The 26,078-nt window shown below is 53.6% G+C and carries 29 protein-coding genes; 12 read left to right on the forward strand and 17 right to left on the reverse strand.

Annotated elements, in window-relative coordinates:
• Positions 1-147 precede the first annotated feature (147 nt).
• The 3 genes from zapE to ACN0UH_RS02215 all read right to left on the reverse strand — a co-directional run bounded on the left by zapE (position 148) and on the right by ACN0UH_RS02215 (position 3,329).
• A complete protein-coding gene (gene zapE, locus ACN0UH_RS02205) occupies positions 148-1,245 on the reverse strand; it encodes a cell division protein ZapE (protein WP_417660510.1) in 1,098 nt (365 codons plus the stop codon).
• 90 nt (positions 1,246-1,335) lie between these two features.
• Complete coding sequence (locus tag ACN0UH_RS02210; RefSeq protein ID WP_417660511.1) at positions 1,336-2,685, reverse strand: tryptophan--tRNA ligase; 1,350 nt, start codon at positions 2,683-2,685, stop codon at positions 1,336-1,338.
• Between the two features lie 17 nt (positions 2,686-2,702).
• Positions 2,703-3,329, reverse strand: a complete 627-nt coding sequence (locus ACN0UH_RS02215; protein ID WP_417660512.1) for an alpha/beta hydrolase — start codon at positions 3,327-3,329, stop codon at positions 2,703-2,705.
• A gap of 140 nt (positions 3,330-3,469) precedes the next feature.
• Between ACN0UH_RS02215 and ACN0UH_RS02220 the strand changes: the two genes are divergently transcribed.
• Entirely contained in the window at positions 3,470-3,919 is a 450-nt protein-coding gene (locus ACN0UH_RS02220; RefSeq protein ID WP_087518084.1) for a YhcB family protein, read from the forward strand.
• Positions 3,920-4,009: 90 nt separating this feature from the next.
• On the opposite strand, the gene cysN is transcribed toward ACN0UH_RS02220, so the two are convergent.
• The 3 genes from cysN to ACN0UH_RS02235 all read right to left on the reverse strand — a co-directional run bounded on the left by cysN (position 4,010) and on the right by ACN0UH_RS02235 (position 7,773).
• A complete protein-coding gene (gene cysN, locus ACN0UH_RS02225; RefSeq protein ID WP_417660513.1) occupies positions 4,010-5,911 on the reverse strand; it encodes a sulfate adenylyltransferase subunit CysN in 1,902 nt (633 codons plus the stop codon).
• Between the two features lies 1 nt (position 5,912).
• The gene (cysD, locus tag ACN0UH_RS02230; RefSeq protein ID WP_087518086.1) at positions 5,913-6,830 is read right to left on the reverse strand and encodes a sulfate adenylyltransferase subunit CysD; all 918 of its coding nucleotides are present in this window, start codon (positions 6,828-6,830) and stop codon (positions 5,913-5,915) included.
• Between the two features lie 184 nt (positions 6,831-7,014).
• Positions 7,015-7,773, reverse strand: coding sequence for a Nif3-like dinuclear metal center hexameric protein (locus ACN0UH_RS02235; RefSeq protein ID WP_417660705.1), 759 nt, complete (start codon positions 7,771-7,773; stop codon positions 7,015-7,017).
• 110 nt (positions 7,774-7,883) lie between these two features.
• On the opposite strand from ACN0UH_RS02235, the gene algW reads away from it, so the two are divergent.
• The gene (algW, locus tag ACN0UH_RS02240) at positions 7,884-9,044 is read left to right on the forward strand and encodes a Do family serine endopeptidase AlgW (protein WP_417660514.1); all 1,161 of its coding nucleotides are present in this window, start codon (positions 7,884-7,886) and stop codon (positions 9,042-9,044) included.
• A gap of 65 nt (positions 9,045-9,109) precedes the next feature.
• On the opposite strand, the gene hisC is transcribed toward algW, so the two are convergent.
• The 10 genes from hisC to ACN0UH_RS02290 all read right to left on the reverse strand — a co-directional run bounded on the left by hisC (position 9,110) and on the right by ACN0UH_RS02290 (position 17,172).
• A complete protein-coding gene (gene hisC, locus ACN0UH_RS02245) occupies positions 9,110-10,165 on the reverse strand; it encodes a histidinol-phosphate transaminase (RefSeq protein ID WP_417660515.1) in 1,056 nt (351 codons plus the stop codon).
• A gap of 119 nt (positions 10,166-10,284) precedes the next feature.
• Entirely contained in the window at positions 10,285-11,595 is a 1,311-nt protein-coding gene (hisD, locus tag ACN0UH_RS02250) for a histidinol dehydrogenase (RefSeq protein WP_417660516.1), read from the reverse strand.
• A gap of 123 nt (positions 11,596-11,718) precedes the next feature.
• Entirely contained in the window at positions 11,719-12,354 is a 636-nt protein-coding gene (gene hisG, locus ACN0UH_RS02255; protein ID WP_417660517.1) for an ATP phosphoribosyltransferase, read from the reverse strand.
• A 106-nt stretch (positions 12,355-12,460) separates the two neighbouring features.
• Positions 12,461-13,726 (reverse strand): UDP-N-acetylglucosamine 1-carboxyvinyltransferase, encoded by a 1,266-nt coding sequence (murA, locus tag ACN0UH_RS02260; protein ID WP_417660518.1) that lies wholly within the window; start codon positions 13,724-13,726, stop codon positions 12,461-12,463.
• 16 nt (positions 13,727-13,742) lie between these two features.
• Positions 13,743-13,982 (reverse strand): BolA family protein, encoded by a 240-nt coding sequence (locus ACN0UH_RS02265; RefSeq protein WP_087518093.1) that lies wholly within the window; start codon positions 13,980-13,982, stop codon positions 13,743-13,745.
• A 124-nt stretch (positions 13,983-14,106) separates the two neighbouring features.
• Entirely contained in the window at positions 14,107-14,454 is a 348-nt protein-coding gene (locus ACN0UH_RS02270) for an STAS domain-containing protein (RefSeq protein WP_417660519.1), read from the reverse strand.
• On the reverse strand, positions 14,451-15,083 hold the full coding sequence (locus ACN0UH_RS02275; protein WP_417660520.1) for an MlaC/ttg2D family ABC transporter substrate-binding protein: 633 nt from the start codon (positions 15,081-15,083) through the stop codon (positions 14,451-14,453). The genes ACN0UH_RS02270 and ACN0UH_RS02275 overlap by 4 nt, the downstream gene beginning before the upstream one ends.
• Positions 15,084-15,095: 12 nt before the next feature.
• Positions 15,096-15,566 carry an outer membrane lipid asymmetry maintenance protein MlaD gene (gene mlaD, locus ACN0UH_RS02280; RefSeq protein ID WP_417660521.1) on the reverse strand — a complete coding sequence of 157 codons (471 nt, stop codon included), beginning with the start codon at positions 15,564-15,566 and terminating at the stop codon, positions 15,096-15,098.
• The gene (gene mlaE / locus ACN0UH_RS02285; RefSeq protein ID WP_417660522.1) at positions 15,566-16,363 is read right to left on the reverse strand and encodes a lipid asymmetry maintenance ABC transporter permease subunit MlaE; all 798 of its coding nucleotides are present in this window, start codon (positions 16,361-16,363) and stop codon (positions 15,566-15,568) included. The genes mlaD and mlaE overlap by 1 nt, the downstream gene beginning before the upstream one ends.
• Positions 16,363-17,172 carry an ATP-binding cassette domain-containing protein gene (locus tag ACN0UH_RS02290; RefSeq protein WP_417660523.1) on the reverse strand — a complete coding sequence of 270 codons (810 nt, stop codon included), beginning with the start codon at positions 17,170-17,172 and terminating at the stop codon, positions 16,363-16,365. Before ACN0UH_RS02290 ends, mlaE begins: the two co-directional genes overlap by 1 nt.
• Before the next feature lie 248 nt (positions 17,173-17,420).
• On the opposite strand from ACN0UH_RS02290, the gene ACN0UH_RS02295 reads away from it, so the two are divergent.
• The 10 genes from ACN0UH_RS02295 (at position 17,421) to ACN0UH_RS02340 (ending at position 24,534) form a co-directional block, all read left to right on the forward strand.
• A complete protein-coding gene (locus ACN0UH_RS02295) occupies positions 17,421-18,395 on the forward strand; it encodes a KpsF/GutQ family sugar-phosphate isomerase (protein WP_417660524.1) in 975 nt (324 codons plus the stop codon).
• Positions 18,395-18,919: a KdsC family phosphatase gene (locus ACN0UH_RS02300; RefSeq protein WP_417660525.1), complete on the forward strand. Its 525-nt coding sequence runs from the start codon at positions 18,395-18,397 to the stop codon at positions 18,917-18,919. Before ACN0UH_RS02295 ends, ACN0UH_RS02300 begins: the two co-directional genes overlap by 1 nt.
• Positions 18,920-18,930: 11 nt before the next feature.
• Positions 18,931-19,497: an LPS export ABC transporter periplasmic protein LptC gene (lptC, locus tag ACN0UH_RS02305; protein ID WP_417660526.1), complete on the forward strand. Its 567-nt coding sequence runs from the start codon at positions 18,931-18,933 to the stop codon at positions 19,495-19,497.
• Positions 19,484-20,020, forward strand: coding sequence for a lipopolysaccharide transport periplasmic protein LptA (gene lptA, locus ACN0UH_RS02310; RefSeq protein WP_417660527.1), 537 nt, complete (start codon positions 19,484-19,486; stop codon positions 20,018-20,020). The genes lptC and lptA overlap by 14 nt, the downstream gene beginning before the upstream one ends.
• 3 nt (positions 20,021-20,023) lie before the next feature.
• A complete protein-coding gene (lptB, locus tag ACN0UH_RS02315; RefSeq protein ID WP_417660528.1) occupies positions 20,024-20,749 on the forward strand; it encodes an LPS export ABC transporter ATP-binding protein in 726 nt (241 codons plus the stop codon).
• Between the two features lie 133 nt (positions 20,750-20,882).
• Complete coding sequence (locus ACN0UH_RS02320) at positions 20,883-22,397, forward strand: RNA polymerase factor sigma-54 (protein ID WP_417660529.1); 1,515 nt, start codon at positions 20,883-20,885, stop codon at positions 22,395-22,397.
• A 189-nt stretch (positions 22,398-22,586) separates the two neighbouring features.
• A complete protein-coding gene (gene hpf / locus ACN0UH_RS02325; protein ID WP_087518105.1) occupies positions 22,587-22,895 on the forward strand; it encodes a ribosome hibernation-promoting factor, HPF/YfiA family in 309 nt (102 codons plus the stop codon).
• A gap of 15 nt (positions 22,896-22,910) precedes the next feature.
• Positions 22,911-23,375 carry a PTS IIA-like nitrogen regulatory protein PtsN gene (gene ptsN, locus ACN0UH_RS02330; RefSeq protein ID WP_417660530.1) on the forward strand — a complete coding sequence of 155 codons (465 nt, stop codon included), beginning with the start codon at positions 22,911-22,913 and terminating at the stop codon, positions 23,373-23,375.
• A 16-nt stretch (positions 23,376-23,391) separates the two neighbouring features.
• The gene (gene rapZ / locus ACN0UH_RS02335; protein WP_087518107.1) at positions 23,392-24,249 is read left to right on the forward strand and encodes an RNase adapter RapZ; all 858 of its coding nucleotides are present in this window, start codon (positions 23,392-23,394) and stop codon (positions 24,247-24,249) included.
• Between the two features lie 12 nt (positions 24,250-24,261).
• On the forward strand, positions 24,262-24,534 hold the full coding sequence (locus tag ACN0UH_RS02340) for an HPr family phosphocarrier protein (RefSeq protein WP_417660531.1): 273 nt from the start codon (positions 24,262-24,264) through the stop codon (positions 24,532-24,534).
• Between the two features lie 91 nt (positions 24,535-24,625).
• Here the strand turns inward: ACN0UH_RS02340 and pmbA are convergent, their stop codons facing one another.
• The gene (gene pmbA / locus ACN0UH_RS02345) at positions 24,626-25,972 is read right to left on the reverse strand and encodes a metalloprotease PmbA (RefSeq protein ID WP_417660532.1); all 1,347 of its coding nucleotides are present in this window, start codon (positions 25,970-25,972) and stop codon (positions 24,626-24,628) included.
• Between the last annotated feature and the right edge of the window lie 106 nt (positions 25,973-26,078).

Below are 26,078 nucleotides of genomic sequence, written 5' to 3' on the forward strand. Positions count from 1 at the left end.
AGACTCACCAGCTAGGTTTCCAAATAGGCTATTGGTGAGTGAATAGACCGTAGGGGACGACAACGCGAAGCTTGTCCACCAAGGCTCACCCCACCAAAACAACAGGCACAAAAAAGGCTGCTCATGGCAGCCTGATTTGCTAGCGGGTCAAGGCTTATGTGGCCGCGACAAGAACTCGTGCGACTGCATTTCCAGCAAGCGGCTCAAGGTACGCTGGAACTCAAATGTCAGACGACCGCCCGTATAGAGGTCCTTCAGCTCAACCTCTGCAGAGATGATCAGCTTGACGTTACGGTCGTAGAACTCATCAACCAAATTGATGAAACGGCGCGCCATATCGTCAGTGGCAACCCCCATCTGCTCGACATTCGCCAGCAGCACCGCGTGAAACACTTTACCCAGTTCAATGTAGTCATTCTGGCTACGTGGGCCGTCACAGAGTTCACGGAACTCAAACCACGCCACGTCTTCGCAAACTCGCACCGCGGTGATTTGACGATTCTCGATGCTAATCGACTCGTTCTCAACGGCATGCGTGCAATCTGGCGACAAGCTTTTGAAGCTGGTGTGCAAGCTGGCTTCGGCCTCGGCACCCAGCGGCCAATGAAACAGCTCTGCTTGCTCAAGGGCGCGCAAACGATAATCCACACCGCTGTCGACGTTAACGATGTCGGTGTGCTCTTTAAGCAAAGCAATGGCCGGTAAGAAGCGCGCACGCTGCAAGCCGTCCTTGTACAAGCCATCAGGCACAATATTCGAGGTAGCAACCAGAGACACGCCGTTTTTGAACAGCTCTTCAAGCAGCGTTGCCAGAATCATCGCATCGGTAATATCCGAAACGAAGAATTCGTCGAAGCAGATAACCCGCGCCTCATCAGCAAATTTCTTACCGATGATAGTCAGTGGGTTTTTCTCACCCTTAAGGCCACGCATCTCTTCGTGCACACGCTTCATGAAGCGGTGAAAGTGAGTGCGCACCTTTTGCTCGAACGGTAAGGCATCGAAGAAGGTATCGACTAAGTAAGTCTTACCACGCCCGACACCACCCCAAAAGTACAAACCTTTGACGGGGGCTTGGGTTTTCTTGGCGAACAGTTTGCCGAACAAACCAGGCTTGCTGTTTTGCCCGTCGGCAACCAAATCGTCATACAGACGCTGTAAATGACGCACAGCCACTTCCTGCGCCGCATCATGGAAGAAGTCTGGACGTTTGAGATCGGCTTGATAGCGTTCTAGCGGAGTCATATTCGTTAGCTGAGCAACAAAAACGGGGCAGGTACTTTAGGCCCTGCCCCGCAGATAATCAATCAGCTATCCGTGCTGAGCAGCGAGTTGTTACACCAACTCAGGCGCCAACGCCTCTCGCAAACGCTCAACTGCGGCATTTTGCGCTTGTGCATCAGCAAATTCAGGGCTGGTTGCCACACACTCGCCATCAACCCAAACGGCAAAGCCGTGGCCATCGTCACGAATATCCAGCGGTTCACCCGACTGCAGGCGCTTGTTAACCATGCCTGCCGACTTGCCGTCCGCAAATGACTTCGAGAGCAGCAATTGTTCGCCACTTGCATCGAGCAAGCGGAAGCGAAAGCTGCCGTCATCTTCACGAAAGCTGACAAAGCGCGCACTTTTGCTGGCTTTTTTCTTCGACGACTCAGTGCTCGCCGCCGCCGAACGGAACGAGCGCAGACCGACCGCTTCACGCAGTTGAATCAGAAACGGTGTGGCGGTCTTGCGCGCCTTTGCCGCGCCAGCCAGAAGAATGTCTTCAAGGTCAGCTGGACGTTCAATCAATGCATGGTATTTTTCGCGGGCCTCACCCAGCTCCGTATTAAGCAGGTCATTAAGGCGCTGCTTGGCCTCTCCCCAACCCAAGCCATCAATCAGTTCAGCACGGAACTGCGCTTGCTGCTCAGGCGTGGCGAAGGCTTGATAAAGCGTGAACAGGTGCGAGCTATCTGGATCTTTGGCTTCGCCCGGCAATTTCGAGTCGGTAACGATACGCGCCACCGCCTCTTTCATCTGTTTGGCGCCACTGAACAACGGAATAGTGTTGTCGTAGCTTTTCGACATTTTGCGCCCATCAAGACCCGGCAAAGTCGCCACATCGCCCTCAATCACCGCCTCTGGCAGAGTGAAAAGCTCTTCACCTTTGCCAAACAAATGATTGAAACGCTGGGCAATATCACGCGCCATCTCGACATGCTGAATCTGATCGCGGCCCACTGGTACTTTATGCGCGTTGAACATCAAAATGTCCGCCGCCATCAATATCGGATAGCTGAACAAGCCCATGGTTACGCCCGCATCCGGATCCTCACCAAGCTCGATGTTTTTATCCACAGATGCTTTGTAGGCATGGGCGCGGTTAAGCAAGCCCTTGCCCGCCACACACGTCAGCAGCCAGCACAGCTCTGGAATCTCCGGGATATCAGACTGACGATAAAAAGTTGCTTTATCGACATCGAGGCCACAGGCCAACCAGGTTGCAGCGATTTCCAGTCGTGAACGCTGAATGCGCAGCGGATCATCACATTTGATCAGCGCATGGTAGTCGGCCAAAAAATAAAACGAGTCCACGTTAGCGTCGCGGCTTGCAACAATTGCCGGGCGGATAGCCCCTGCATAGTTACCAAGGTGCGGCGTGCCGGTGGTGGTGATGCCGGTAAGAATACGAGTGGTCATGGGCGTTCGCTTGCTAATTAGAGGCGCGGCAATAACAAATCTTTAAGATCGGTCAGTTTGCCATGAAAAAAGTGCCCACATTCTGCCACGGTCAGCAACTCATGTGGACGGTCTAGCGCGCTTGACCAGTCATAAACCAGTTGCGGATCAACCACTTCATCAGCCTCAGGCTGAATTACGGTCATCGTGCAGCGCTGCGCGAGCAGTGTGTCGTCGAGGCGCATCACTGCTGGAGCGATCATGAATAAATGTTGCACTTCAACGTCTTGCGCCTCCAGTCGAGCAGCCAGCGTTGCAGCAACAAATCCGCCAAAGGAAAAGCCCATCAAGGTCAGCGGCAAATTCGGGTATTGTTGGCGCAGTGACTGAGCAACAGCTTCGGCGTCATCGACTTCGCCTGTGCCCATGTCATGAGTGCCAGCACTATTGCCCACACCACGATAGTTAAAGCGTAAAGTATGCAAACCTGAGTCACGCGCAGTGCGTTGCAAGGTCGACACAACTTTGTTGAGCATCGTGCCGCCCTGCACCGGATTTGGGTGACATATCAGCGCGACGCCGCGCGCATCGGGCACTTCAAGAGAAAGGGCTTCAAGCTGGCCACTCGGGCCTGGGATAAATAAAGCAGTTTCACGGGTGAGCAAGAGTGAACTCCGTGACCCATCGCAGGGTCGATTCGTCTAGGCTGTCAGCCTGCGCCAAAAACATACCGGCTCGCATTACGCTATACAGCGCAGGCTCCAACCGCTAACGTAAAGCAAAGCCGTTTAGAGAGGAAGGACTCGTGGAACAGACGCTAACAGCCTGGCTGATACCAGCCATAGCCCTAGTTGCAGGTATCGCAATTGGATTTCTGGTTGCGCGCTTGGCGCCCAACGCAGTTCCTGGCCGAACTCAACGTCAGCTTGATGACCTGCAGGAACGTTTTGACAACTATCAGAGTGATGTCGTCACGCACTTCAACACCACTGCAAATCTGGTTAAAAAATTAACTCAAAGCTATCAAGACGTCCAAGAACACCTCACCGAAGGCACCAACAATCTGGCACTCGACGAGTTGACTCGGCAACGGTTGTTAGCCGCACTGCACGCCGATGAAGGTAGCGATAAACGTGACAAACGTGAGCGCCTGACGCCGCCGCGCGATCACGAAACACCTAAGGATTACGCGCCTAAAATGGCTAATATTCCGGGTATGCTCGACGAAAACTACGGTTTGAAGAGCAAACGCTAACGCGAATGCATTCGCTCCGTAGCCATAAAAAAACCCGCATTAAGCGGGTTTTTTTATGGCTCATGCATCTGCAAGCAAATAGCTCACTCGTTAGATTGCACCACGCTCACGCAATGCCGCCAGAACCATTTTAACGCCGTCATCAACCGACACAGTCTGGGTGTCGATTACTACGTCGGCATCAAGCGGTACATCGTAAGGGAATGATTCACCCGGGATGTTATCGCCATTAGCCGCATACAGCCCCTGCGGATCACGCTCACGGCAAGCCTGTGGCGAAGCCTGAACATAAACCGTGATCAAGCGCTCTGCTCCAATCAGTGTTCTGGCCTGTTCACGTCCTTCTGCATCCGGCGCTACAAAAGCCGCCAGAGTCAGCAGACCAGCCTCATTGAACTGCCGTGCGACATGCGCAGCTCGACGCCAATTCTCAGTGCGCCCTGAACGATCCTGTGACAATCCCTTGTTGAGGTCATGGCGCAAGTTCTGGCCATCAAGGACATAGACACCACGGCCCATGTCGAACAGTTTGCGTTCAACCGCGTAAGCCAAGGTGCTTTTGCCGGCACCAGACAAGCCACTGAACAGCACAGTGGCCGGTTGCTGACCGAGTCTTGCCGCACGCTCTTCTACCGATACATGCGCCAGCTTGCCGTGATGGCCAACGCCACCCTGCGAACCAACAGCCTCAGCGATGATCATGCCTGCGCCAACAGTGCCATTGGTCAGGCGATCAATCACGATAAACGCCCCCGTGGTGCGGTTGTGCGCATAGCCATCCAACGCAATAGGGGAATCCAGTGCGATACGCACCTTGCCGATCTCATTGAGCTGCAGGCTACTCGCGGCACCCTCTTCCAGGGTATTAACATCTACCCGGTGAGCAATGCTGGCAATCGAGCCCGGCACATAGCTGGTGGCGCGCTTTATGTCGTATTTCTTGCCCGGCAGCATCGGCTCATCAGCCATCCACACCAGCATTGCATCAAAGCTGTCAGTCACTAGCGGACGGCTATCGGCGTGAACCAGCATGTCGCCACGCGAAACGTCGATTTCATCTTCAAGAGTCAGCGTAATCGCCTGACCAGGACCGGCCTGCTCCAGCTCGCCTTCATAGGTCACGATCGACTTAACGCGGCTGCCTTTACCCGACGGCAAGACAATCACATCATCGCCTTTATGCACGATGCCGCTGGCCAAGGTGCCAGCAAAACCACGGAAATTCAGGTTCGGACGGTTTACGTATTGCACCGGAAAACGCAGGTCATTGAAGTTGCGATCACCTGAAATTTCAACAGTCTCAAGAATCTCCATCAGTGGTTGTCCGTCGTACCACGGCGAGCGCTCACTCTTGCTGACAACGTTATCGCCCTTCAACGCCGACATTGGCACGAAGTGCAGCGATGTCGGTTTCAGTGCAATACCTTCAGCAAACTTCAAATAGTCAGCCTTGATCTGCTCGAATACGCCTTGATCGAAGTCTTTCAAATCCATCTTGTTGATGGCGACAACGATGTGCTTGATGCCCAGCAGAGAGGTAATAAAACTGTGGCGTTTGGTCTGCGTCTGCACACCATAACGTGCGTCAATCAGGATGATTGCCAAATCACAGGTCGATGCACCCGTCGCCATGTTCCGGGTGTACTGCTCATGGCCCGGGGTGTCGGCGATGATAAACTTGCGCTTGGCAGTCGAAAAGTAACGGTACGCCACATCAATGGTAATACCTTGCTCGCGCTCGGCCTGCAGACCATCAACCAGCAGAGCCAGATCGACTTCCTCGCCAGTGGTGCCGCTTTTTTTCGAGTCGCGAGTGATGGCTTCGAGGTGATCTTCGTAGATCATCTTCGAGTCATGCAGCAGACGCCCGATCAGGGTGCTCTTGCCGTCATCGACGTTGCCACAGGTCAGAAACCGCAGCAGTTCCTTGCGCTCATGCTGCGCCAGGTAAGCGAGAATGTCCTCGCTGATCAATTCAGATTGGTGCGACATCTTAAAAGTACCCCTGACGTTTTTTCTCTTCCATCGAACCTGCGCCATCATGGTCAATTACACGACCTTGACGCTCAGAGGTACGAGTCAGCAGCATTTCCTGAATAATGTCGGCCAGCGTAGTCGCCTGCGACTCAACTGCGCCCGTCAGCGGGTAGTCACCCAGCGTACGGAAACGCACCATTTTCTTCTGGATGCGTGATTTTTCTTCGTCGGACATGTGCTCAAGAATGCGCTCATCATCGATCATGATCAGCGTGCCATTCTTCTCGATCACATCGCGCTCGGCTGCAAAGTACAGCGGCACAATCGGGATTTGCTCCAGATAGATGTACTGCCAGATATCCAGTTCGGTCCAGTTGGACAGTGGGAAGACGCGAATCGACTCGCCCTTCTTCACTTTGCCGTTGTAGACATTCCACAGTTCTGGGCGCTGGTTTTTAGGGTCCCAGCGGTGCTTGCTGTCACGGAACGAGTAGACGCGCTCTTTAGCACGGGATTTCTCTTCATCGCGACGTGCGCCACCAAAGGCAGCATCGAAACCATGTTTGTCGAGTGCCTGCTTGAGGCCTTCGGTTTTCATGATGTCGGTGTGCTTGGCACTGCCGTGAGTCAACGGGTTGATGCCCTGAGCCACGCCTTCTTGGTTGACGTGAACAATCAGGTCCAAACCCATTTCAGTCTTCATCTTGTCGCGGAAGCTATACATCTCCTGAAACTTCCAGCGGGTGTCGACATGCATAACCGGGAACGGCAACTTGCCTGGAAAGAACGCCTTGCGTGCCAGATGCAGCATCACCGCGGAGTCTTTACCAATGGAATAGAGCATTACCGGGTTGTCGAATTCGGCGGCCACTTCACGAATGATGTGGATACTTTCCGCCTCGAGCTCTTTCAGGTGCGTCATTTTGTCGAGCATAGCTACTCACGATTTGCTTTGTAATGGGGCCAGCGGGCCGTGGACATGGGCGCACTCTAGCACAGCACTAGCTTCTATTCAGGCCGCCAACTAGATCAAAACGTTCTAACTTTATGCTCAGTATTTTGCCCAGGAATCGCTCAATCGAGCCGTCGAAAGCGCCCACGCTCTGTTTAAGCAAGCGTCAAATTGGGTTGGCGCAATCAATGAATATATGTTCGATGGCAAAGCGCTTCGCCAAATACTCACCCAGTGCCTGCACACCGTAGCGTTCAGTTGCATGATGACCTGCGGCAATAAAACTGATGCCATTCTCTTGCGCACTGTGAAAGGTCTGTTCCGAAGCTTCACCAGTAAGGTACAGATCAACGCCAGCAGCGATCGCTTCATCGATATAACCCTGCCCGCCACCTGTGCACCAGCCAACTCGGCGAATCATCTCGGAGCCCTCCACCAACAGCGGCTCACGCCCCAGTTGCTCCTGCACGCGGCGGGCAAAGTCGCGAGCACTTTGAGGCTCATCCAGTGAGCCAACCAAACCTACTGTTCGAGGGTTGTCCGGGTTCAGCGCTCCCTCGACGGTGATGCCCAACTGCGCAGCAAGTTGCACGTTATTACCCACTTCGGGATGCACATCGAGCGGTAAGTGATAGGCAAGCAGACTGATATCGTTGCTCAACAGCGCCTTGAGTCGGCGCTGCTTCATGCCGGTCACGCATGGATCTTCGCCCTTCCAGAAATAACCGTGATGCACGAGGATAACGTCAGCCTCCGCTTCAATTGCGGCATCGATCAGCGCCTGACTAGCCGTAACACCTGTGACTAATCGCTGCACATTCGGCCGTCCTTCAACCTGCAAACCATTCGGGCAGTAGTCGTTGATACTGTCTGCATTCATATATCGCTGGGTTTCTGCAATCAGGGTGGTCAGGGCGATTGCCATTTTGTTTCCTCTTAGATTGATACTGGCCAATGCAATATTCACGCTAGCCGCCTTATAATGATCCACCTTAAGTGGCTCAATTGCCCCTCGCAACTCTCAGGACTTCTTTGATGCTCAAAGCAGTGCGTTTTTTTGGCTGGCCCTTGCTCGTTGGCGTACTTGTCGCCTTGCTGTTTATCCAGCAGTACCCCGAATGGGTTGGCTTGCCTGACCACGACGTAGAGGTTCGACAGACACCCAATAATCGACGCGGCGCATCTGCTGGCCCGGCGTCCTATGCAAACGCGGTGACTTTGGCGTCACCTGCGGTGGCTAACTTGTACACCACCAAATTTGTCAACAAGCCAGCAGTGCCATTGTTTGAAGACCCACAGTTCAAAAAGTTTTTCGGCGATAACCTGCCAAGGCAACGCCGCATGGAGTCAAGCCTTGGTTCAGCCGTAATCATGAGCTCGGAAGGTTATCTGCTAACCAACAATCATGTGACCTCAGGCGCTGACCAAATCGTTGTAGCCCTCAGAGATGGCCGCGAAACATTGGCCCGGGTGATTGGCAGCGACCCGGAGACCGACCTGGCGGTGCTCAAGATTGACCTTGATGACATGCCCGCAATCACCTTGGGCCGCTCGGACAACATCAAGGTTGGTGACGTAACCCTGGCCATTGGTAACCCATTCGGGGTCGGTCAGACCGTCACCATGGGCATCATCAGTGCCACAGGTCGCAATCAGCTTGGCCTCAATACCTACGAAGACTTTATCCAGACGGACGCCGCCATTAACCCCGGCAACTCGGGTGGCGCGCTGGTTGATGCCGATGGCAACCTAGTCGGTATCAATACCGCGATCTTCTCCAAATCAGGCGGCTCGCAAGGGATCGGCTTTGCCATTCCGGTCAAGCTGGCGCTTGAAGTGATGCAGGCTATTATCGAGCACGGCCAGGTGATCCGCGGCTGGCTGGGCATTGAAGTACAGCCCCTGACTCCAGAGCTGGCTGAGTCATTTGGCCTTGAAGGTCGTCCAGGCATTGTTGTCGCGGGGATTTATCGCGACGGCCCAGCTCAGCGTGCGGGCCTGCAACCAGGTGATTTAATCATGAACATCGACGGAGAACCGGCAGGCGATGGCCGTCGCTCAATGAATCAGGTGGCGCGGACTAAACCTGGCGACAAGATCCACATTGAAATCCTGCGTAACGGCAAGCCAATGGACCTTACCGCAGAGGTTGGCGTTCGCCCGCCAGCGTCAACCAAGACGGCCGATAATCAGTAACTAAACGGCTGACATGCAGCGTTCTCGATGCTCGAGACCGCTGCAACACCCTTTCTTACTTAGGCTCAGCAGAGATCTTGCAATGCATCCAGCAGCGCTTGATTCTGCTCTGGCGTACCAATGGTAATGCGCAAGAACTGGGCAATACGCGCCTGCTTGAAGTGACGCACTATCACCCCTTGCTCACGCAATTGCGCAGCCAACTCAGCCGCATCACGCCCAGGATGACGAGCAAAGACGAAGTTAGCGGCCGAAGGCAGCACCTCAAAGCCCAACTGCTGCAACCCCTCAACCACGTCATTACGACTGCTGATGACAGCCTGGCAGGTGCGTTTGAAGTAATCTTCATCGGCGAATGCAGCCGCGGCACCAGCAATTGCGACGCGATCCAGCGGATAGGAGTTAAAGCTGTTCTTGATCCGCTCCAATGCTTCGATCAAGTCTGCATGCCCCACCGCAAAACCCACCCGTAGCCCTGCCAGCGAGCGGGACTTCGAAAGGGTTTGAGTTACCAGCAAGTTCGGATACTTATCCACCAAGCTAATTGCCGTCTCGCCACCGAAGTCGATATAGGCTTCATCCACGACCACTACGCTTTCAGTATTGAGCGCCAACAATCGCTCAATAGCGTCTAGCGGCAACAGGCAGCCAGTCGGCGCATTCGGGTTTGGAAAAATGATGCCGCCGTTCGGCTGCACATAATCTTCAACACGAATATTGAATTGCTCATCCAGCTCAACAACCCCAGGCTCAATCCCGTACAAGCCGCAATAGACAGGGTAAAAGCTATAGCTGATGTCCGGAAACAGCAAAGGCTTCGCATGCTGGAACAAGCCATGAAAAGCGTGCGCGAGCACTTCATCCGAACCATTACCAACAAACACTTGAGACGTTTGGACGCCGTAGAATTGTGCAATAGCCTGCTTCAGGCGGTCGCTGTTTGGGTCGGGGTACAGACGCAGCTGGTCATTTACCTCAGCTTGCATTGCCGCAATAGCCTGCGGCGAAGGCCCGTATGGGTTTTCGTTGGTGTTGAGCTTAACCAGCTTTGCCAGCTTCGGTTGCTCGCCCGGAACATAAGGCACCAATTGTTTAACGAAGGGGCTCCAGAATTTGCTCATTGCCCTGCTCTCCTAGAAATCATTAGGGAACCTCTGAAAGATTACTGCGCTCGCTAGCTTTTCCAGAGGCTCCATAGCCGCGTGGTGCAGGCTCAGAGCCGCGCCAAAATTTGTCTGGATTAGTTTTTAATCCGGTATTCAGCGCTGCGTGCGTGAGCCGTCAAAGACTCGCCGCGGGCCAGCACTGAAGCGGTTTTACCCAGTTCAGAGGCACCATCAGCGGAGCAATAGATGATTGATGAGCGTTTCTGGAAGTCATAGACGCCCAGTGGCGACGAAAAGCGTGCGGTACCGGATGTAGGCAATACATGGTTCGGCCCAGCGCAGTAATCACCCAAGGCTTCTGCGGTATAACGACCCATAAATATTGCGCCCGCATGGCGAATCTGTGGCAACCATTGTTCAGGCTCTGCCACGGACAACTCCAAGTGCTCTGGAGCAATGCGGTTAGCCACCTCAATGGCTTGCGCCATATCAGCCACGTGAATCAATGCGCCGCGCGCTTCCAGCGAGCTGCGAATAATTTCAGCGCGTTCCATGGTTGGCAGCAATTTGGCGATGGATGCCGCGACCTTATCGAGAAACTCCGCATCAGGGCTGAGTAAAATCGACTGGGCATCCTCATCGTGCTCAGCTTGCGAGAACAGGTCCATGGCGATCCAGTCAGGATCGGTTTGACCATCACAAACCACTAAAATCTCGGAAGGACCGGCGATCATATCGATACCAACCTTGCCAAATACATGACGCTTGGCGGTCGCTACGTAGATGTTGCCGGGACCAACAATTTTATCCACCGGCGGCACGCTTTCGGTACCGTAGGCGAGCGCGGCTACGGCTTGGGCGCCACCGATGGTGAATACGCGATCGACGCCAGCAATGGCAGCGGCAGCCAACACCATCTCGTTGATTTCGCCGCGTGGCGTCGGCACTACCATGACGACTTCAGCTACACCGGCCACTTTAGCCGGGATCGCATTCATCAATACCGATGACGGATAGGTTGCTTTACCGCCGGGCACATACAAGCCCGCACGATCCAGCGGTGTAACTTGCTGACCAAGTACCGTACCGTCGGCTTCGGTGTAGCGCCATGAGTCTTGCTTTTGTTTCTCGTGATAACTGCGCACGCGCTCAGCAGCGACTTCCAACGCTTCGCGCTGAGCGGAGGTAATACGGGTCAATGCCAATTCCAGGCGCTCACGCGGCAGGATAAGCTCAGCCATGCTGGCGACTTCAAGGCCATCGAAACGTTGAGTGTATTCAACCAGTGCGGCATCACCACGACTGCGTACGGCGGCGATGATCTCCAGCACGCGCTGGTTTACGCCATCGTCAGATACACTCTCCCAACTCAGCAAATGATCAAGGTCGTGGGCAAAACCTTGGTCAGCGGCATTGAGTCGACGTATAGCGATGGGAGCAGTCATAACGGGCCTCTTGAATTAGCAAATGCTCAAGCGCCCGAAGAATACCAGCCGCTCCGCGCGGGCACCTGAAAATTCTGGCTATGACACGGATAGGCGGACGCAGCACTGGGCTGCGTATGGGTATTAGATAGGGTGTCGCGACTCGACAGCTTCACGCAAGGTGTCGATCAATGCCTGAATACGTGCGTGCTGCATTTTCATCGAGGCCTTGTTGACCACTAGGCGCGAACTAATCGTGGCAATCAGTTCCTGCGCTTCCAGACCGTTGGCACGCAATGTATTACCGGTGTCGACGACATCGATAATCTTGTCGGCCAAGCCGACCAATGGCGCTAATTCCATGGATCCGTAAAGCTTGATCACATCAACCTGACGACCTTGTTCGGCGTAGTAACGCTTGGCTACGTTGACGAACTTGGTTGCCACTCGCAGGCGACCGCTAGGCTCAACAGCACCCACCGCGCCCGCAGTCATAAGCTTGCACTTGGCAATACGCAGATCCAGTGGCTCGTATAAGCCCTGACCGCCGTATTCCATCAGCACGTCTTTCCCGGCAACGCCCAGATCGGCGGCGCCATGCTCAACGTATGTTGGCACATCAGTCGCACGAACAATCAGCAAGCGCACATCATCCTGAGTCGTCGGAATGATCAGTTTGCGGCTTTTTTCAGGGTTCTCGGTTGGCACAATCCCCGCAGCGGCAAGCAGCGGTAGAGTGTCATCGAGAATGCGGCCTTTCGACAGCGCGATGGTGAGCATGATGGTTGTAAATCCTTAGAAGCTAAACGTCGCAGACTCAAAACAAGTTACCTGAGTGTGCGTTACCCGCCAGACCTCAACAGCATGGCGGGACTTGCGTTGAAACTTAGCCCGGAACGCGGCGAATCTTGGCGCCCAATAGCTGCAGTTTCTCTTCGATACACTCGTAACCACGGTCGATGTGGTAGATACGATCGATCAAGGTATCACCTTCAGCAACCAATGCTGCGATCACCAGACTCGCCGAAGCACGCAGGTCAGTCGCCATGACTGGCGCGCCCTTGAGCTTATCGGTGCCCGTTACCACAGCCGTGTTGCCTTCAACCAAGATCTGCGCGCCCATACGAATCATCTCATGGACGTGCATAAAGCGGTTTTCGAAAACTGTTTCGATCACAGCGCCGCTGCCTTCAGCAATCGCATTGAGCGCGATGAACTGAGCCTGCATATCGGTAGGAAACGCCGGATATGGTGCAGTACGCAAGGTCACAGCCTTGGGACGCTTACCTTTCATGTCCAGCTCGATCCAGTCTGGGCCGGTGGTTATTTCAGCGCCAGCCTCTTCAAGCTTGGAGATCACGGATTCCAAGGTCGAAGCATCGGTATCCTTGAGTTTGACCCGACCACCAGTCGCAGCAGCAGCGACCAGATAGGTACCGGTTTCGATACGGTCTGGCATAACGCTAAAGCGTGCACCACCAAGACGCTCAACGCCATCAATGGTGATGGTGTCGGTGCCAGCACCTTGGATCTTGGCGCCCATGGCGATCAGGCAGTTTGCCAAATCAACCACTTCCGGCTCGCGCGCGGCATTTTCAAGCACGCTACGGCCTTTGGCCAAGGTAGCGGCCATCATGATATTTTCAGTACCGGTTACGCTGACGGTATCGAAGAAGAAGCGTGCCCCGCGCAAACCGCCTTCCGGCGCTTTCGCTTTGATGTAACCACCTTCAACATCGATCACTGCGCCCATGGCCTCAAGGCCACGGATGTGCAAGTCAACCGGGCGCGAACCAATCGCACACCCGCCAGGTAGGGCAACTTCAGCCTCGCCAAAGCGCGCAACCATTGGGCCCAGCACCAGAATCGATGCACGCATGGTTTTAACCAACTCATAAGGCGCAATCAGCGTTTTGATCGCCCGAGCGTCAACTTCGACCGAGAGTTTCTCGTCAATAATTGGCTCAATGCCCATGCGCCCGAACAGCTCGATCATCGTGGTGATGTCGTGCAAGTGCGGCAAATTGCAGATGGTAACCGGGGCATCGCCAAGCAAGGTCGCGGCCAGAATTGGCAGAGCAGAGTTCTTCGCACCGGAAATGCGGATTTCGCCATCAAGACGAACGCCGCCGGTAATAATTAATTTATCCATTACTGTCTCGCTGCCTCTAGGAACGCGCGGCCCATGCGGCACGGCTGAAGAATTTCATAGTCACAGCATGAATACTGCCATCGGCAATCCATGGATTCAGGTGTGCATAGACCTGCTGCTGACGCTTAACGGGGCTCAAAGCAGCCACCTCATCGCCGATCACATTCAACTGGAAGTTGCAGCCTTCGCCTTCAACTTCTACTTGTGTATCCGGCAGTTTAGCCTCCAGGAGGCTTTTTACTTCTAGGGCCTGCATGATCAACCTCAATCAGCGTATTCATTAGCGACAGCGGAGCCGAAGCTCTCGGGTCGCGCATCATACAAAAAAAGCCGGGAACCTGCGAATCCTCAAGAATCCGCAGGTTAAGCATAGACTGCGGCTACTCGGGGGCAGGTGCAGCAGCGTTTTGCTCTTCGTCATTCTGCTCGACAGGCAAAATATCCAAGAGCTCGGAAACCTTGGCGATCTCCTGCATATCTTTAGGCAAGTGGCGTATCACTATGCTTTTACCTTTGCTCTGCGCATCGCGAACGAACGCCAGCAACAATGAAAGTCCAACGCTGCTGGACTTCTCGACAGCGGCGCAGTCAATCACGCAAGTGCTGGCATTGCAGTCTTTGAGCAGCTTGCCGCCATCTTTACGCAACTGCGGCCCAGAGCTGTAATCAATCACGCCTGAGAGCTGAAATACCCCGGGCGACAGTTCATCCATACTTGCCCGACTCACGACTCACCCTTGGCCTGACGTGCTTTTGCGACGGTTTCAGGCCAAGTATCGATTACCTTGTCCAAATCATTGCCATTTTTCTGCATCGATTGCGAGAACTGGTCGCGGAACAGTTTACCAACGTTGATACCGTTGATGATCATGTTGCGCATCACCCAGGCTCCGCCTTTATTGACCATTGTGTAGGCCAACGGATAAATAGTGCCGTTACCGTCCTTGATTTCCATGTTAACAGTGGCGCGCTCTGGATCCTGCTGACCCGAATCCGGCAGGACACGAATATCCTGGTTGTTGTACTCAAGCAGCGCATTGCCATAGAACTGCATCAGACTTTGCTTGAAGTTGGTCTGAAAGCGCTCCATTTGCGCCGGAGTTGCTTTTCGCGAGTAACGCACCGTCATGACCCCGCGCGAGATGCCATCGACATCAACCACCGGGCCCAGAATAGAATCCAAGGCGTTGTAGAACGCATTAGGGTCACTGCGATACTGCTCTTTATTGGCCTTCAGGTCAGTGAGCAGTTTAGTTGTGGTTTCCTGAACCACCTCGGTAGCGGAGGGTGCGGCAACGGCGATCAGTGGCAATGCCGCGAGCAACACGACAAGGCTGTTACGAAGTACTTTGATCATTATCAGTTCCCGTTATTTGGAATCGTCTTTATTCACAGAATTAAGTAAAAACTTACCAATCAAGTCTTCAAGAACCAGCGATGACTGGGTGTCATGAATAGTGCTGCCATCTTTTAGCACCTCTTCCTCACCACCTACGCTGATACCAATGTATTTCTCGCCCAGTAGACCCGCGGTCAGAATTGAGGCGGTCGAGTCTTCGGGCAGGTTGTTGACCATTTCGTCGACCAACATGGTGACGCGCCCGGTATAGCTGTCACGATCCAAATCAATCGCTACGACCTTACCAATGGTCACCCCAGCCATGGTCACTTTGGAACGTACGGTTAGACCCGCAATGTTGTCAAAGTATGCATAGACTTTATAACTATCGTCATTGCTACCCATTGCCAGACCGCTGACGCGCAGAGCCAGTAGCATCAATGCCAGCATTCCGGCCAGCAGGAACAGGCCGACACCAACTTCCAGTGTGCGGTTTTGCATCAGAAATCTCCAAACATCAAAGCAGTCAGAATAAAGTCCAAACCTAATACAGCTAAAGAGGCGTAGACCACTGTTCGGGTAGTCGCCTGACTGATGCCTTCCGAGGTCGGCTCACAGTCATAGCCCTGAAACACGGCGATCCAGGTCACAACAAATCCAAAAACGATGCTCTTGATCACACCATTAAGCACGTCACCAGTAAACGACACGCTGTTCTGCATGTTTGACCAGAACGAACCTTCATAAACGCCCAGCCAGTCGACCGCAACCATCGCCCCGCCCCAGATACCGACCACGCTGAAAATCATCGCCAGCAAAGGCATCGAGATGAAGCCAGCCCACAGCCTTGGCGCGACTATATGCTTAAGCGGATCAACCCCGATCATCGCCAGGCTTGAAAGCTGCTCGGTGGATTTCATGTTACCGATCTCTGCAGTCAATGCAGAGCCCGCACGCCCGGCGAATAACAGCGCGGCCACCACCGGTCCCAACTCACGCAGCAGTGTCAGCGCAACCATTTGCCCAACGGCCTGCTCTGAACCGTAGCTGGAAAGGATATTGAAACCTTGAAGCGACAACACCATGCCGATAAACAAACCTGAAACAATGATAATTGCCAGGGACATCACCCCGACAGAATGCAGCTGTTTGACAAGCAACTGGAATGAATTGCCAGATGTGCCCCGACCGAGGAGAGCCCGCAACAAAAAAATTGATGAGCGCCCCAGCGTTGCGAGCACATCAATACCGGCGCGTCCCATGAGGGCGACTCGCTCAATTGGTGTTCTTTTGCGCATCAGCGCGCCCCCAGTAAATCGTCACGGTAACTAGCCGCCGGAAAGTGAAACGGTACAGGGCCATCGGCTGCACCCTGCATAAACTGTTGAATACGCGGACTCTCCGACTTCATCAATTCACTTGGAGTGCCTTGCCCCAACACCTGAGTATCACCCACCACATAGATGTAGTCTGCGATGCTCGCGGTTTCGGCCAAATCATGGGAAACCACGATACTGGTAATCTCCAGCGCATCATTTAGCAGGCGAATCAAACGAACCAAGACCCCCATCGCAATCGGGTCTTGCCCCACAAAAGGTTCGTCGTAAATCAAAATCTGTGGATCCAAGGCGATTGCCCGCGCCAATGCCACACGGCGCTTCATGCCGCCCGACAACTCGTCAGGCATCAGTTCAAATGCCCCGCGCAGTCCCACGGCTTGCAGCTTCATCAGCACAATATCGCGAATCATTTCTTCTGGAAGCTGGGTATGGACGCGCAACGGAAATGCCACGTTCTCGAATACATCGAGATCGGTAAACAAGGCGCCGCTTTGAAACAGCACGCCCATCTGTTTACGCATGTCGAACAATTCACTGCGCGACAGTGTCGGCAGGTCAACCCCATTAACCCAAACTTCGCCAGCAGAAGGCTTTAATTCAGCGGCAATCAGCCTCAACAGGGTGGTTTTTCCGCTTCCGGAAGGCCCCATAATGCCAATAACCTTGCCGCGCGGAATACACACATCGATATTCTTGAAAATATCTCGGTCACCGCGCTTAAAACTGACGTTTTTAAGCTCAACCGCGTAATGACTTTCGGCGCCCATCTAAACTCCTTACGAACAGCCTCCATTGATAGACGCTGGGTGTTTAACCCAAGACACCGCGCCAACCATTAAGAGCCGAATTAGCGGTGTAGCATACCACTGCCCCGGAAACGCACCCAATATTAGCAAAGGCGGCAAACCACTCCTACTTAAACGACCACATAAAGCGTAAGCAATTCTAAGATGAGCTGACAGCGCATTCGAGCTATAATCGCTGGCTTTTACAGAGCATGGCCTAGCCGACCGACATGAACCAGTCAAACGACCTTATCAAATCAGCAGAGCGCACCATTCGCCTTGAACTGGAAGCCGTTGCAGAGTTGCTGCCGCGACTGGATAACAATTTTATCCGCGCTTGCGATCTGATACTTGCGTGCAAAGGTCGAGTGGTTGTAGTTGGCATGGGCAAGTCAGGTCACGTCGGCAATAAAATTGCTGCGACCTTGGCCAGCACCGGCACCACGGCTTTTTTTGTACATCCAGCCGAAGCCAGCCACGGCGACATGGGCATGATTACCCGCGATGACGTGGTGCTTGCGCTTTCCAACTCTGGGTCGACCGCAGAGATCGTGACCTTGCTGCCGCTGATTAAACGCCTAGGCATCAAGCTGATCAGCATGACCGGCAATCCTGACTCGATTCTGGCAAAAGCGGCTGAAGTGAATCTCGACGCCAGCGTGTCCAAAGAGGCCTGCCCGCTTAACCTGGCACCAACCTCATCGACCACCGCATCATTGGTTCTGGGCGATGCACTGGCTATCGCGCTCCTTGAAGCACGTGGTTTTACCGCTGAAGATTTCGCCTTTTCACATCCAGGCGGCGCGCTTGGCAGGCGGCTACTATTGAAAGTAGAGAACGTCATGCACACCGGAGATGGCCTGCCTACGGTAAACTCTGGCACCTCGCTTCGCGAAGCATTACTGGTAATGACCCAAAAAGGCTTGGGCATGACAGTTGTAATTGATGAACAAGGCTTACTGGCCGGAGTTTTTACTGACGGTGACCTGCGCAGAACTCTGGACCGAGAAATTGATCTACGTGTAGCAACCATCAATCAAGTCATGACCGCTCATGGCAAAACCGCCCGCGCTGAAATGCTAGCGGCCGAGGCATTAAAGATCATGGAAGACCATAAAATCAGCTCACTGGTTGTAGTCGATGACAGCGATCGCCCTATTGGCGCGCTAAACATGCACGACCTATTGCGCGCCGGAGTAATGTAATGACCCCAGAATTCAAGCAACGCGCTGGCGCGATCAAACTGGCAATTTTTGACGTTGATGGCGTACTCACTGACGGCAAGCTGTACTTTCTGGTCGATGGTGGCGAGTTCAAGACATTTAATACGCTCGACGGCCACGGCATCAAGATGCTGATTAACTCAGGCGTGCGCACCGCGATTATCACCGGACGCAATAGCCCAGTGGTAGAGCGTCGCGCGCAAAACCTTGGCATCCAGCACCTTTACCAAGGCCGTGAAGACAAACTTGTTGTACTTGACGAACTCCTTGGCGAACTCGACCTAAACTATGAGCAGGTCGCCTACTTGGGCGACGACCTGCCAGACCTTCCGGTTATTCGTCGAGTAGGCTTGGGCATGGCAGTCTCCAGCGCCGACTCTTTTGTGCGTCAACACGCGTTCGCAGTAACCCAGGCCAAAGGCGGCGAAGGTGCAGCTCGTGAATTCTGCGAACTGATCATGCTTGCCCAAGGCACCCTTGAAGCGGCTCAAGCAGCCTACCTGTAGAACTGCATACTATGCGTAAACCACTGAACATATTGCTTCTTATACTCGGCGTGCTGCTCGTCGCAGCTGCTGGGTATTGGAATATCAACCCGGACAGCTTCACAGATAAGCCGGCCAAGACCACGGCGCAAAATACAATTGACTTCTATGTGGTCAACTCCAAAACAGTGCAATATCAACCTGATGGGAAATTGCATTACGAGCTGACTGCCGACAAGGTAGAGCACGCCAAAGCCTCGGACATCTCATATCTGACGCAACCTGATCTGCTGCTATACCGCGGAACAGAGCTGCCGTGGCATGTGCAAAGTGAAAAAGGTGAAGTTTCTCCTGGCGGTAAAGAGGTCGAACTGATTGATAAGGTCCGCGTAAAACGCACCGATGCAAAAGGTCGCCCAACCCTACTTACAACCAGTCGCTTGACCGTAATTCCCGATAAGGAATATGCGCAGACCCAGCAAGCCGTTAGAATCGACGCAGCCAATGGGGTGACCACGGCGCAAGGAATGAAAGCGTATTTAAATGACGGCAAGATGCTCTTGCTGTCCAACGTAAGAGGCCAGCATGAGGTTCGTTAAAACCCTCCCCCTTCTGCTCAGCTTGGGTGCAGCGCTAGGAAGCGCTCACACTTGGGCTTTGCCCACTGACCGCGATCAACCGATCCGCGTACAGGCAGACAGTGCAGAGCTCGACGACAAGCAAGGTGTCGCAGTGTATCGCGGCGATGTCGTTATCACTCAAGGCACCATGATAATCAAGGGCGACACCGTCACCATTACGCAAAATACCAAAGGTGAAATCGACGTATTTACCTCCGTCGGACGCCCTGCATACTATGAGCAGAAACCTGCTGCAGACAAAGAGATCGTCAAAGCCTACGGCCTGACCATCCAATACTTTGCCGCTAACGAGCGCATCGTATTGATTGACCAAGCCAAGGTCATCCAAGAGGGTAATACCTTCGAGGGCGAGAAGATTGTCTATGATACTCAGCGCCAAATCGTTAATGCTGGCCGCGCCAATGGTAGCAAAGTGACCACACCGCGCCCGCGTATCGACATGGTGATTCAACCGAAGAACAAACCCACCCAAGGGCAGTAATTAATGGCTACATTGAAAGCCCAACACCTGGCGAAAAGCTACAAAAGCCGCCAGGTTGTCCGTGACGTTAGCCTGAGCATTGATAGCGGCCAGATCGTCGGCCTGCTTGGCCCTAACGGTGCAGGTAAAACTACCTGCTTCTACATGATTGTGGGCTTAGTCCAGGCTGACCAGGGGCGCATCCTGATTGACAACCTAGATGTCAGCCATCAGCCAATGCACGGCCGCGCACGCGCAGGCATTGGTTATCTGCCGCAAGAGGCATCAATTTTTCGCAAGCTCAGTGTTGCCGACAACATCATGGCAATTCTTGAGACGCGCAAAGAGCTCAACCGTGCTGAGCGCGAAGCTGAATTGGAAAACCTGCTTGAAGAGTTCCATATTCACCACATTCGTGACAACTTGGGCATGAGTCTTTCCGGCGGCGAACGGCGCCGCGTTGAAATTGCCCGCGCCCTGGCAACTGCACCGAAATTCATTTTGCTCGATGAGCCATTTGCCGGTGTTGACCCAATTTCGGTTGGCGATATCAAGCAAATCATTCATCACTTGAAAGCCAAGGGCATCGGCGTGCTGATCACCGACCACAACGTACGCGAAACGCTTGATATCTGCGAAACAGCGTATATCGTCAGCGACGGTCAGCTCATTGCCGAAGGCGACGCAGAGGCGATTCTCGCCAACCAGACGGTTAAAGAAGTCTACCTGGGTCATGAATTCCGTCTTTAACCAGGTTTTTATCAACCGATCAGCCTCAACATCTAGGCAAAGCACTGCAGTTCAGGCATATAATTTGCTTCCTTGAGGCGTCCCAGGCGCCCTGTAGTAGATTGCGCAGAGACGCAGGTAAATAAGGTCTGCAATGAAACCATCGCTAGTCCTGAAGATGGGCCAGCAGCTGACGATGACTCCTCAGCTGCAACAAGCCATTCGCCTACTCCAACTGTCGACCCTGGATCTTCAACAAGAAATCCAGGAGGCACTGGAGTCGAACCCAATGCTCGAACGCCAGGAAGAAGGCGAAGATTTCGATAACTCGGACCCAATGGCCGACGGTGCCGAAACCGCTACGGTTGAGCAGCCCGCGCAACAAGACACCTACCAAGAAACCAGCTTCCAAGACGCTCCACAAACCGTGGACAACCTGGAAGATGGCGAGTGGAATGAACGCATTCCCAACGAGTTACCAGTTGATACCGCCTGGGAAGATGTCTACCAGACCAGTGCCAGCAGCCTGCCAAGCAGCAGCGACGATGACGAGTGGGACTTCACCACACGTACCTCAACAGGTGAAAGCTTACAGAGCCACATGCTCTGGCAGCTCAATCTGTCGCCGATGTCAGATAAGGATCGCTTGATCGCAGTTACTCTGATCGACTGCATCAACGTCCAAGGTTATCTCGAAGAAACCCTCGAAGAGATTCTTGAAGCCTTCGACCCTGAACTGGATATCGAGCTGGACGAAATTGAGGCGGTCCTGCACCGCATTCAACAATTCGAACCATCAGGTATTGCCGCACGCGATCTGCGCGAGTGCCTGACACTACAGCTGCGTCAATTGCCCGCCAAGACGCCATGGCTAACCGAGGCACAGCGCCTCGCCAATGACTACCTTGACCTGCTTGGCAGTCGTGACTACAGCCAGCTCATGCGCCGCATGAAGCTCAAAGAAGACGATCTGCGCCAAGTTATTGAACTGATCCAGAGCCTCAACCCACGTCCTGGCTCGCAGATTGAATCGAGTGAGCCTGAGTACGTGGTGCCTGATGTCATTGTGCGCAAACACAACGAGCGCTGGCTGGTTGAGCTCAATCAGGAAGCCATGCCCCGGCTCCGGGTGAATGCGCAGTACGCAGGCTTTGTACGCCGTGCCGACTCCAGCGCTGACAACACTTTTATGCGCAATCAACTGCAGGAAGCCCGCTGGTTTATCAAAAGCCTGCAGAGCCGCAACGAAACACTGATGAAAGTCGCTACCCAGATTGTTGAGCACCAGCGCGGCTTCTTCGACTATGGCGACGAGGCCATGAAGCCTTTGGTGCTGCACGACATCGCTGAAGCGGTGGGCATGCACGAGTCGACAATCTCGCGCGTTACCACGCAAAAATTTATGCACACCCCGCGCGGCATTTACGAGTTGAAATACTTCTTCTCCAGCCATGTAAGCACCTCCGAAGGCGGAGAATGCTCATCTACAGCGATCCGCGCGATTATCAAAAAACTGGTTGCAGCGGAAAATGCAAAAAAGCCATTGAGTGACAGCAAGATCGCTGGTTTACTGGAGGCACAAGGCATTCAAGTAGCTCGCCGCACCGTTGCTAAATACCGTGAGTCTCTCGGTATCGCGCCTTCAAGTGAACGCAAGCGATTGATGTAGCAGCTGATGAACAGGAAAATTGTCTCAAGCAATATCGAACTGACGCCCTCTTAGATAAATGCAGCCATACTGCAAATATTCAGAGCGTGAAAATGCCAGACTCGATGACTGAGTTTTTTCCGCGCAAAAGTGTTCCGGCGGCAGGCAAAACAGCCTGTCTCTTACACACGGCAACAAGGAGAATGCGGTATGCAAGTCAACATCAGTGGACACCAGCTAGATGTGACCGACGCCCTGCGTGACTACATCGACGAAAAACTCAGTCGACTAGAACGCCACTTCGACAAGATTACTAATGTGCAAGTCATTATGGAGGTCGAGAAGCTCAAGCAGAAAATCGAAGCCACCTTACACATTGCAGGCGGCGAAATAGTTGCTAATGCCGAACATGATGATATGTATGCAGCAATCGATTTACTGACCGACAAACTCGACAGACAACTTATCAAGCACAAGGAAAAGCAGCTCGACCGTCAACAAGGCGCAATGGCCCGTTGATATCGCCCAACTCCTATGATCCGACTTGAAAATATCCTGACCCCCGGCCGTTCCTTGCTGAACGTGCCGGGTGGCAGTAAAAAACGCGTTCTCGAACAGATTGCCAACTTGGTTGCGCGCGAACTGCCCGACCTCGATGGACAAGACATCTTCGAGAGCCTGATTGCCCGCGAGAAACTCGGGTCCACCGGTTTTGGCAATGGTATTGCCATTCCGCACTGCCGCCTGCCTGCTTGCAACGCGCCAATCAGTGCCTTGCTCAGGCTAGAATCACCTGTAGATTTCGACGCGATCGATGGCGCACCGGTAGATTTGCTATTCGTACTGCTGGTTCCTGAAGCAGCAACGGACGAGCACTTGGAGCTACTTCGCCAAATCGCTAGCATGCTTGATCGCAGCGATGTCCGCGAACGCCTGCGCCAAGCGCAAAGCAATGACGCCCTGTATCAGGTTGTTGTCGACATACAGAACAACAGCTAAATGGCAGAGACTCTACATGCGCTTGATTATTGTCAGCGGTCGTTCTGGATCAGGTAAAAGTACGGCGCTTGATGTACTTGAAGACAACGGCTTTTACTGCATCGATAACTTGCCAGCCAGCTTGTTACCACAACTAGCTGAGCGAGCTTTCCAGCAGGAAGATTCAGTTCGCCCAAATGTTGCTGTATCCATTGACGCACGCAACCTGCCAAGCGATTTGAACATGTTTCCAGAGCTGCTTGAGCAAGTGCGGGCGCGCAATGTTCAATGCGACCTGCTGTATCTGGATGCTAACGAAGAAACCCTGCTCAAACGCTTCTCCGAAACACGTCGGCGCCATCCACTGACCAACGACAACCGCTCGTTGGCCGAAGCCATAACCGATGAAGCTTTGCTGCTGGAGCCTATCATTGATCTGGCCGACTTAAAGATCGATACCACTCACCTCAATCTCTACCAGCTACGCGATACCCTTGCACTGCGCTTGCTAAACAAGCCAGATCCGGGCACTGCATTTCTGGTTGAGTCGTTTGGTTTCAAACGCGGCATGCCGGTTGATGCGGACGTGGTGTTTGATGTGCGTTGCCTACCCAATCCATACTGGCGTCCCGAGTTGCGCAACTTTTCGGGACTCGAACAACCCGTCTCTGACTATTTAGACAATCAGGCGGATGTTCAGGAAATGTACCAAGACATCCATGCCTACCTGAGCAAATGGCTGCCCCGCTTCGCTGCCAGCAATCGTGCCTATGTCACTGTCGCTATTGGCTGCACAGGCGGTCATCATCGCTCAGTGTATATCGCCAACCGGTTGGGCAAAGCCCTCAAAGCTCAGTTCAAAAACGTCCAGACTCGCCACCGCGACCTCAATTAAGGAATCGCCGCGATGCCCGCCTGTGAAGTAACCATTATCAACAAACTAGGCTTGCATGCGCGGGCAGCGGCTAAATTTGTCGGCGTTGCCACACGCTACCCTTGCAGCATTAAAGTCGGCCGCACCCCGCAAAGCTTAGTCGACGGCAAAAGCATCATGTCGGTAATGATGCTCGCAGCTGGCAAGGGCTCCTCAATTCACCTGCTAACTGAAGGTGAGCAAGACGAGCAAGCGCTGGAGGCAATCATCGAGCTGATCAACAACTTCTTCGATGAGGGCGAGTAATGCTCTGAGCCGACACTTGAGCTATGAAAGGGCTCGCAAAATGAAAAAGGGAGCAATTAAGCTCCCTTTTTTAGTGCCTAGCTGTTGATTATCAGCTACCTGCGACAGTCATACGCTCGATCAAGACGGAGCCGGTACGAATACTGCTGCGCAGTTCCAGATCATTCCCTACAGCAACAATCTGCTTGAACATATCGCGCATATTCCCAGCAATCGTCACTTCCTGAACCGGGAATTGGATTTCACCATTTTCAATCCAATAACCGCCAGCACCGCGAGAGTAATCACCGGTCACCATGTTCAGGCCGTGCCCCATTAGCTCAGTCACCAGCAGGCCACGCCCCATGCGCTTGATCAGCGCCTGCTGGTCTTCAGCTCCATGGGTAACAAACAGATTGTGCACGCCGCCCGCGTTAGCGGTGCTTGGCATGCCTAATTTGCGCCCTGAATATGTACCGAGCACGTAAGACAGCAACTTACCGTCTTCAACAAAGGATTTGGCGTAGGTTGCCAGACCGTCGCCATCGAATGCTGCACTGGCCATTGCCCGTGGAATATGCGGGCGCTCATCGAGGCTTAACCACTCAGGGAAAAGCTGCTGTCCGATTGTGCCTTCCAAGAATGAGGATTTACGGTAAATACTGCCGCCCGAGATTGCACCCAGAAAACTGCTGAACAGTCCTGTGGCCAACTCAGCAGCAAACAACACCGGTACTTCACAAGTAGGCACTGGCCGGGCACCAAGACGGCTCACAGCGCGCATGGCTGCACGTGCACCAATATCTTCAGGGCTAGCCAGCAGTTCGCCTTGACGATTTACGTCGTACCAGTAATCACGCTGCATAAGCCCGTTATCTTCAGCGATCATCACGCAGCTCAAACTGTGTCGGGTACTCGCATAGCCACCGATGAAGCCATTGCTATTACCATAGACGCGACATCCCTGATGGGTGCTCAAGGAAGTGCCATCGGCGTTTTTGATACGTTTGTCGGCGTCGAATGCAGCGCCTTCGCAGCGCAGAGCATGCTCAATCGACTGCTCAGGAGTTATCGACCACGCATGGTAGAGATCCAGATCGGGTAGATCTCGTGCCATCAGTGCAGCGTCTGCAAGGCCAGCGCTTTCATCTTCCGAGGCGTGTTTGGCAATCGCCAATGCTGCCGCGACAGTTTCACGAATAGCCGCATCTCCCGTCGCCGAGGTACTTGCCGAACCTTTTCGCTGGCCGAGATAGAGGGTGATGCCAAAGCCCTGATCGCGATTGAACTCAACAGTTTCAACTTCACGCTGACGCACTGTAGTCGACAAACCTTGCTCAACAGAGACCGCGACTTCACAGGCACTCGCACCCTGCTTTTTGGCTTCAGCGATAATTTGCTCCACCTGAGCCTGCAACTGCGGGACCATTTGTGGGCCGACAACTTCTACTGAACTCATACCTACTCCTGAAAATATTTTCGCTGTGAGCTGCACCCTGTCGGGCTCAACCGCTTACAACCAAGAACTAACTGCTATCATGACGGCGTTTTCCACTGGATCGCCC

Source organism: Pseudomonas sp. (assembly GCF_048265905.1).
GTDB lineage: Bacteria > Pseudomonadota > Gammaproteobacteria > Pseudomonadales > Pseudomonadaceae > Aquipseudomonas.

Coding starts and splice junctions, on each gene's coding strand:
- zapE (WP_417660510.1), bottom strand. CDS start 1,245: ATGACTCCGCTAGAACGCTATCAAGCCGATCTCAAACGTCCAGACTTC.
- ACN0UH_RS02210 (WP_417660511.1), bottom strand. CDS start 2,685: ATGACCACTCGTATTCTTACCGGCATCACCACCACCGGCACGCCGCAC.
- cysN (WP_417660513.1), bottom strand. CDS start 5,911: ATGTCGCACCAATCTGAATTGATCAGCGAGGACATTCTCGCTTACCTG.
- cysD (WP_087518086.1), bottom strand. CDS start 6,830: ATGCTCGACAAAATGACGCACCTGAAAGAGCTCGAGGCGGAAAGTATC.
- ACN0UH_RS02235 (WP_417660705.1), bottom strand. CDS start 7,773: ATGGCAATCGCCCTGACCACCCTGATTGCAGAAACCCAGCGATATATG.
- algW (WP_417660514.1), top strand. CDS start 7,884: ATGCTCAAAGCAGTGCGTTTTTTTGGCTGGCCCTTGCTCGTTGGCGTA.
- hisC (WP_417660515.1), bottom strand. CDS start 10,165: ATGAGCAAATTCTGGAGCCCCTTCGTTAAACAATTGGTGCCTTATGTT.
- hisD (WP_417660516.1), bottom strand. CDS start 11,595: ATGACTGCTCCCATCGCTATACGTCGACTCAATGCCGCTGACCAAGGT.
- hisG (WP_417660517.1), bottom strand. CDS start 12,354: ATGCTCACCATCGCGCTGTCGAAAGGCCGCATTCTCGATGACACTCTA.
- murA (WP_417660518.1), bottom strand. CDS start 13,726: ATGGATAAATTAATTATTACCGGCGGCGTTCGTCTTGATGGCGAAATC.
- ACN0UH_RS02265 (WP_087518093.1), bottom strand. CDS start 13,982: ATGCAGGCCCTAGAAGTAAAAAGCCTCCTGGAGGCTAAACTGCCGGAT.
- ACN0UH_RS02275 (WP_417660520.1), bottom strand. CDS start 15,083: ATGATCAAAGTACTTCGTAACAGCCTTGTCGTGTTGCTCGCGGCATTG.
- mlaD (WP_417660521.1), bottom strand. CDS start 15,566: ATGCAAAACCGCACACTGGAAGTTGGTGTCGGCCTGTTCCTGCTGGCC.
- mlaE (WP_417660522.1), bottom strand. CDS start 16,363: ATGCGCAAAAGAACACCAATTGAGCGAGTCGCCCTCATGGGACGCGCC.
- ACN0UH_RS02290 (WP_417660523.1), bottom strand. CDS start 17,172: ATGGGCGCCGAAAGTCATTACGCGGTTGAGCTTAAAAACGTCAGTTTT.
- ACN0UH_RS02295 (WP_417660524.1), top strand. CDS start 17,421: ATGAACCAGTCAAACGACCTTATCAAATCAGCAGAGCGCACCATTCGC.
- ACN0UH_RS02300 (WP_417660525.1), top strand. CDS start 18,395: ATGACCCCAGAATTCAAGCAACGCGCTGGCGCGATCAAACTGGCAATT.
- lptC (WP_417660526.1), top strand. CDS start 18,931: ATGCGTAAACCACTGAACATATTGCTTCTTATACTCGGCGTGCTGCTC.
- lptA (WP_417660527.1), top strand. CDS start 19,484: ATGAGGTTCGTTAAAACCCTCCCCCTTCTGCTCAGCTTGGGTGCAGCG.
- lptB (WP_417660528.1), top strand. CDS start 20,024: ATGGCTACATTGAAAGCCCAACACCTGGCGAAAAGCTACAAAAGCCGC.
- ACN0UH_RS02320 (WP_417660529.1), top strand. CDS start 20,883: ATGAAACCATCGCTAGTCCTGAAGATGGGCCAGCAGCTGACGATGACT.
- hpf (WP_087518105.1), top strand. CDS start 22,587: ATGCAAGTCAACATCAGTGGACACCAGCTAGATGTGACCGACGCCCTG.
- ptsN (WP_417660530.1), top strand. CDS start 22,911: ATGATCCGACTTGAAAATATCCTGACCCCCGGCCGTTCCTTGCTGAAC.
- rapZ (WP_087518107.1), top strand. CDS start 23,392: ATGCGCTTGATTATTGTCAGCGGTCGTTCTGGATCAGGTAAAAGTACG.
- ACN0UH_RS02340 (WP_417660531.1), top strand. CDS start 24,262: ATGCCCGCCTGTGAAGTAACCATTATCAACAAACTAGGCTTGCATGCG.
- pmbA (WP_417660532.1), bottom strand. CDS start 25,972: ATGAGTTCAGTAGAAGTTGTCGGCCCACAAATGGTCCCGCAGTTGCAG.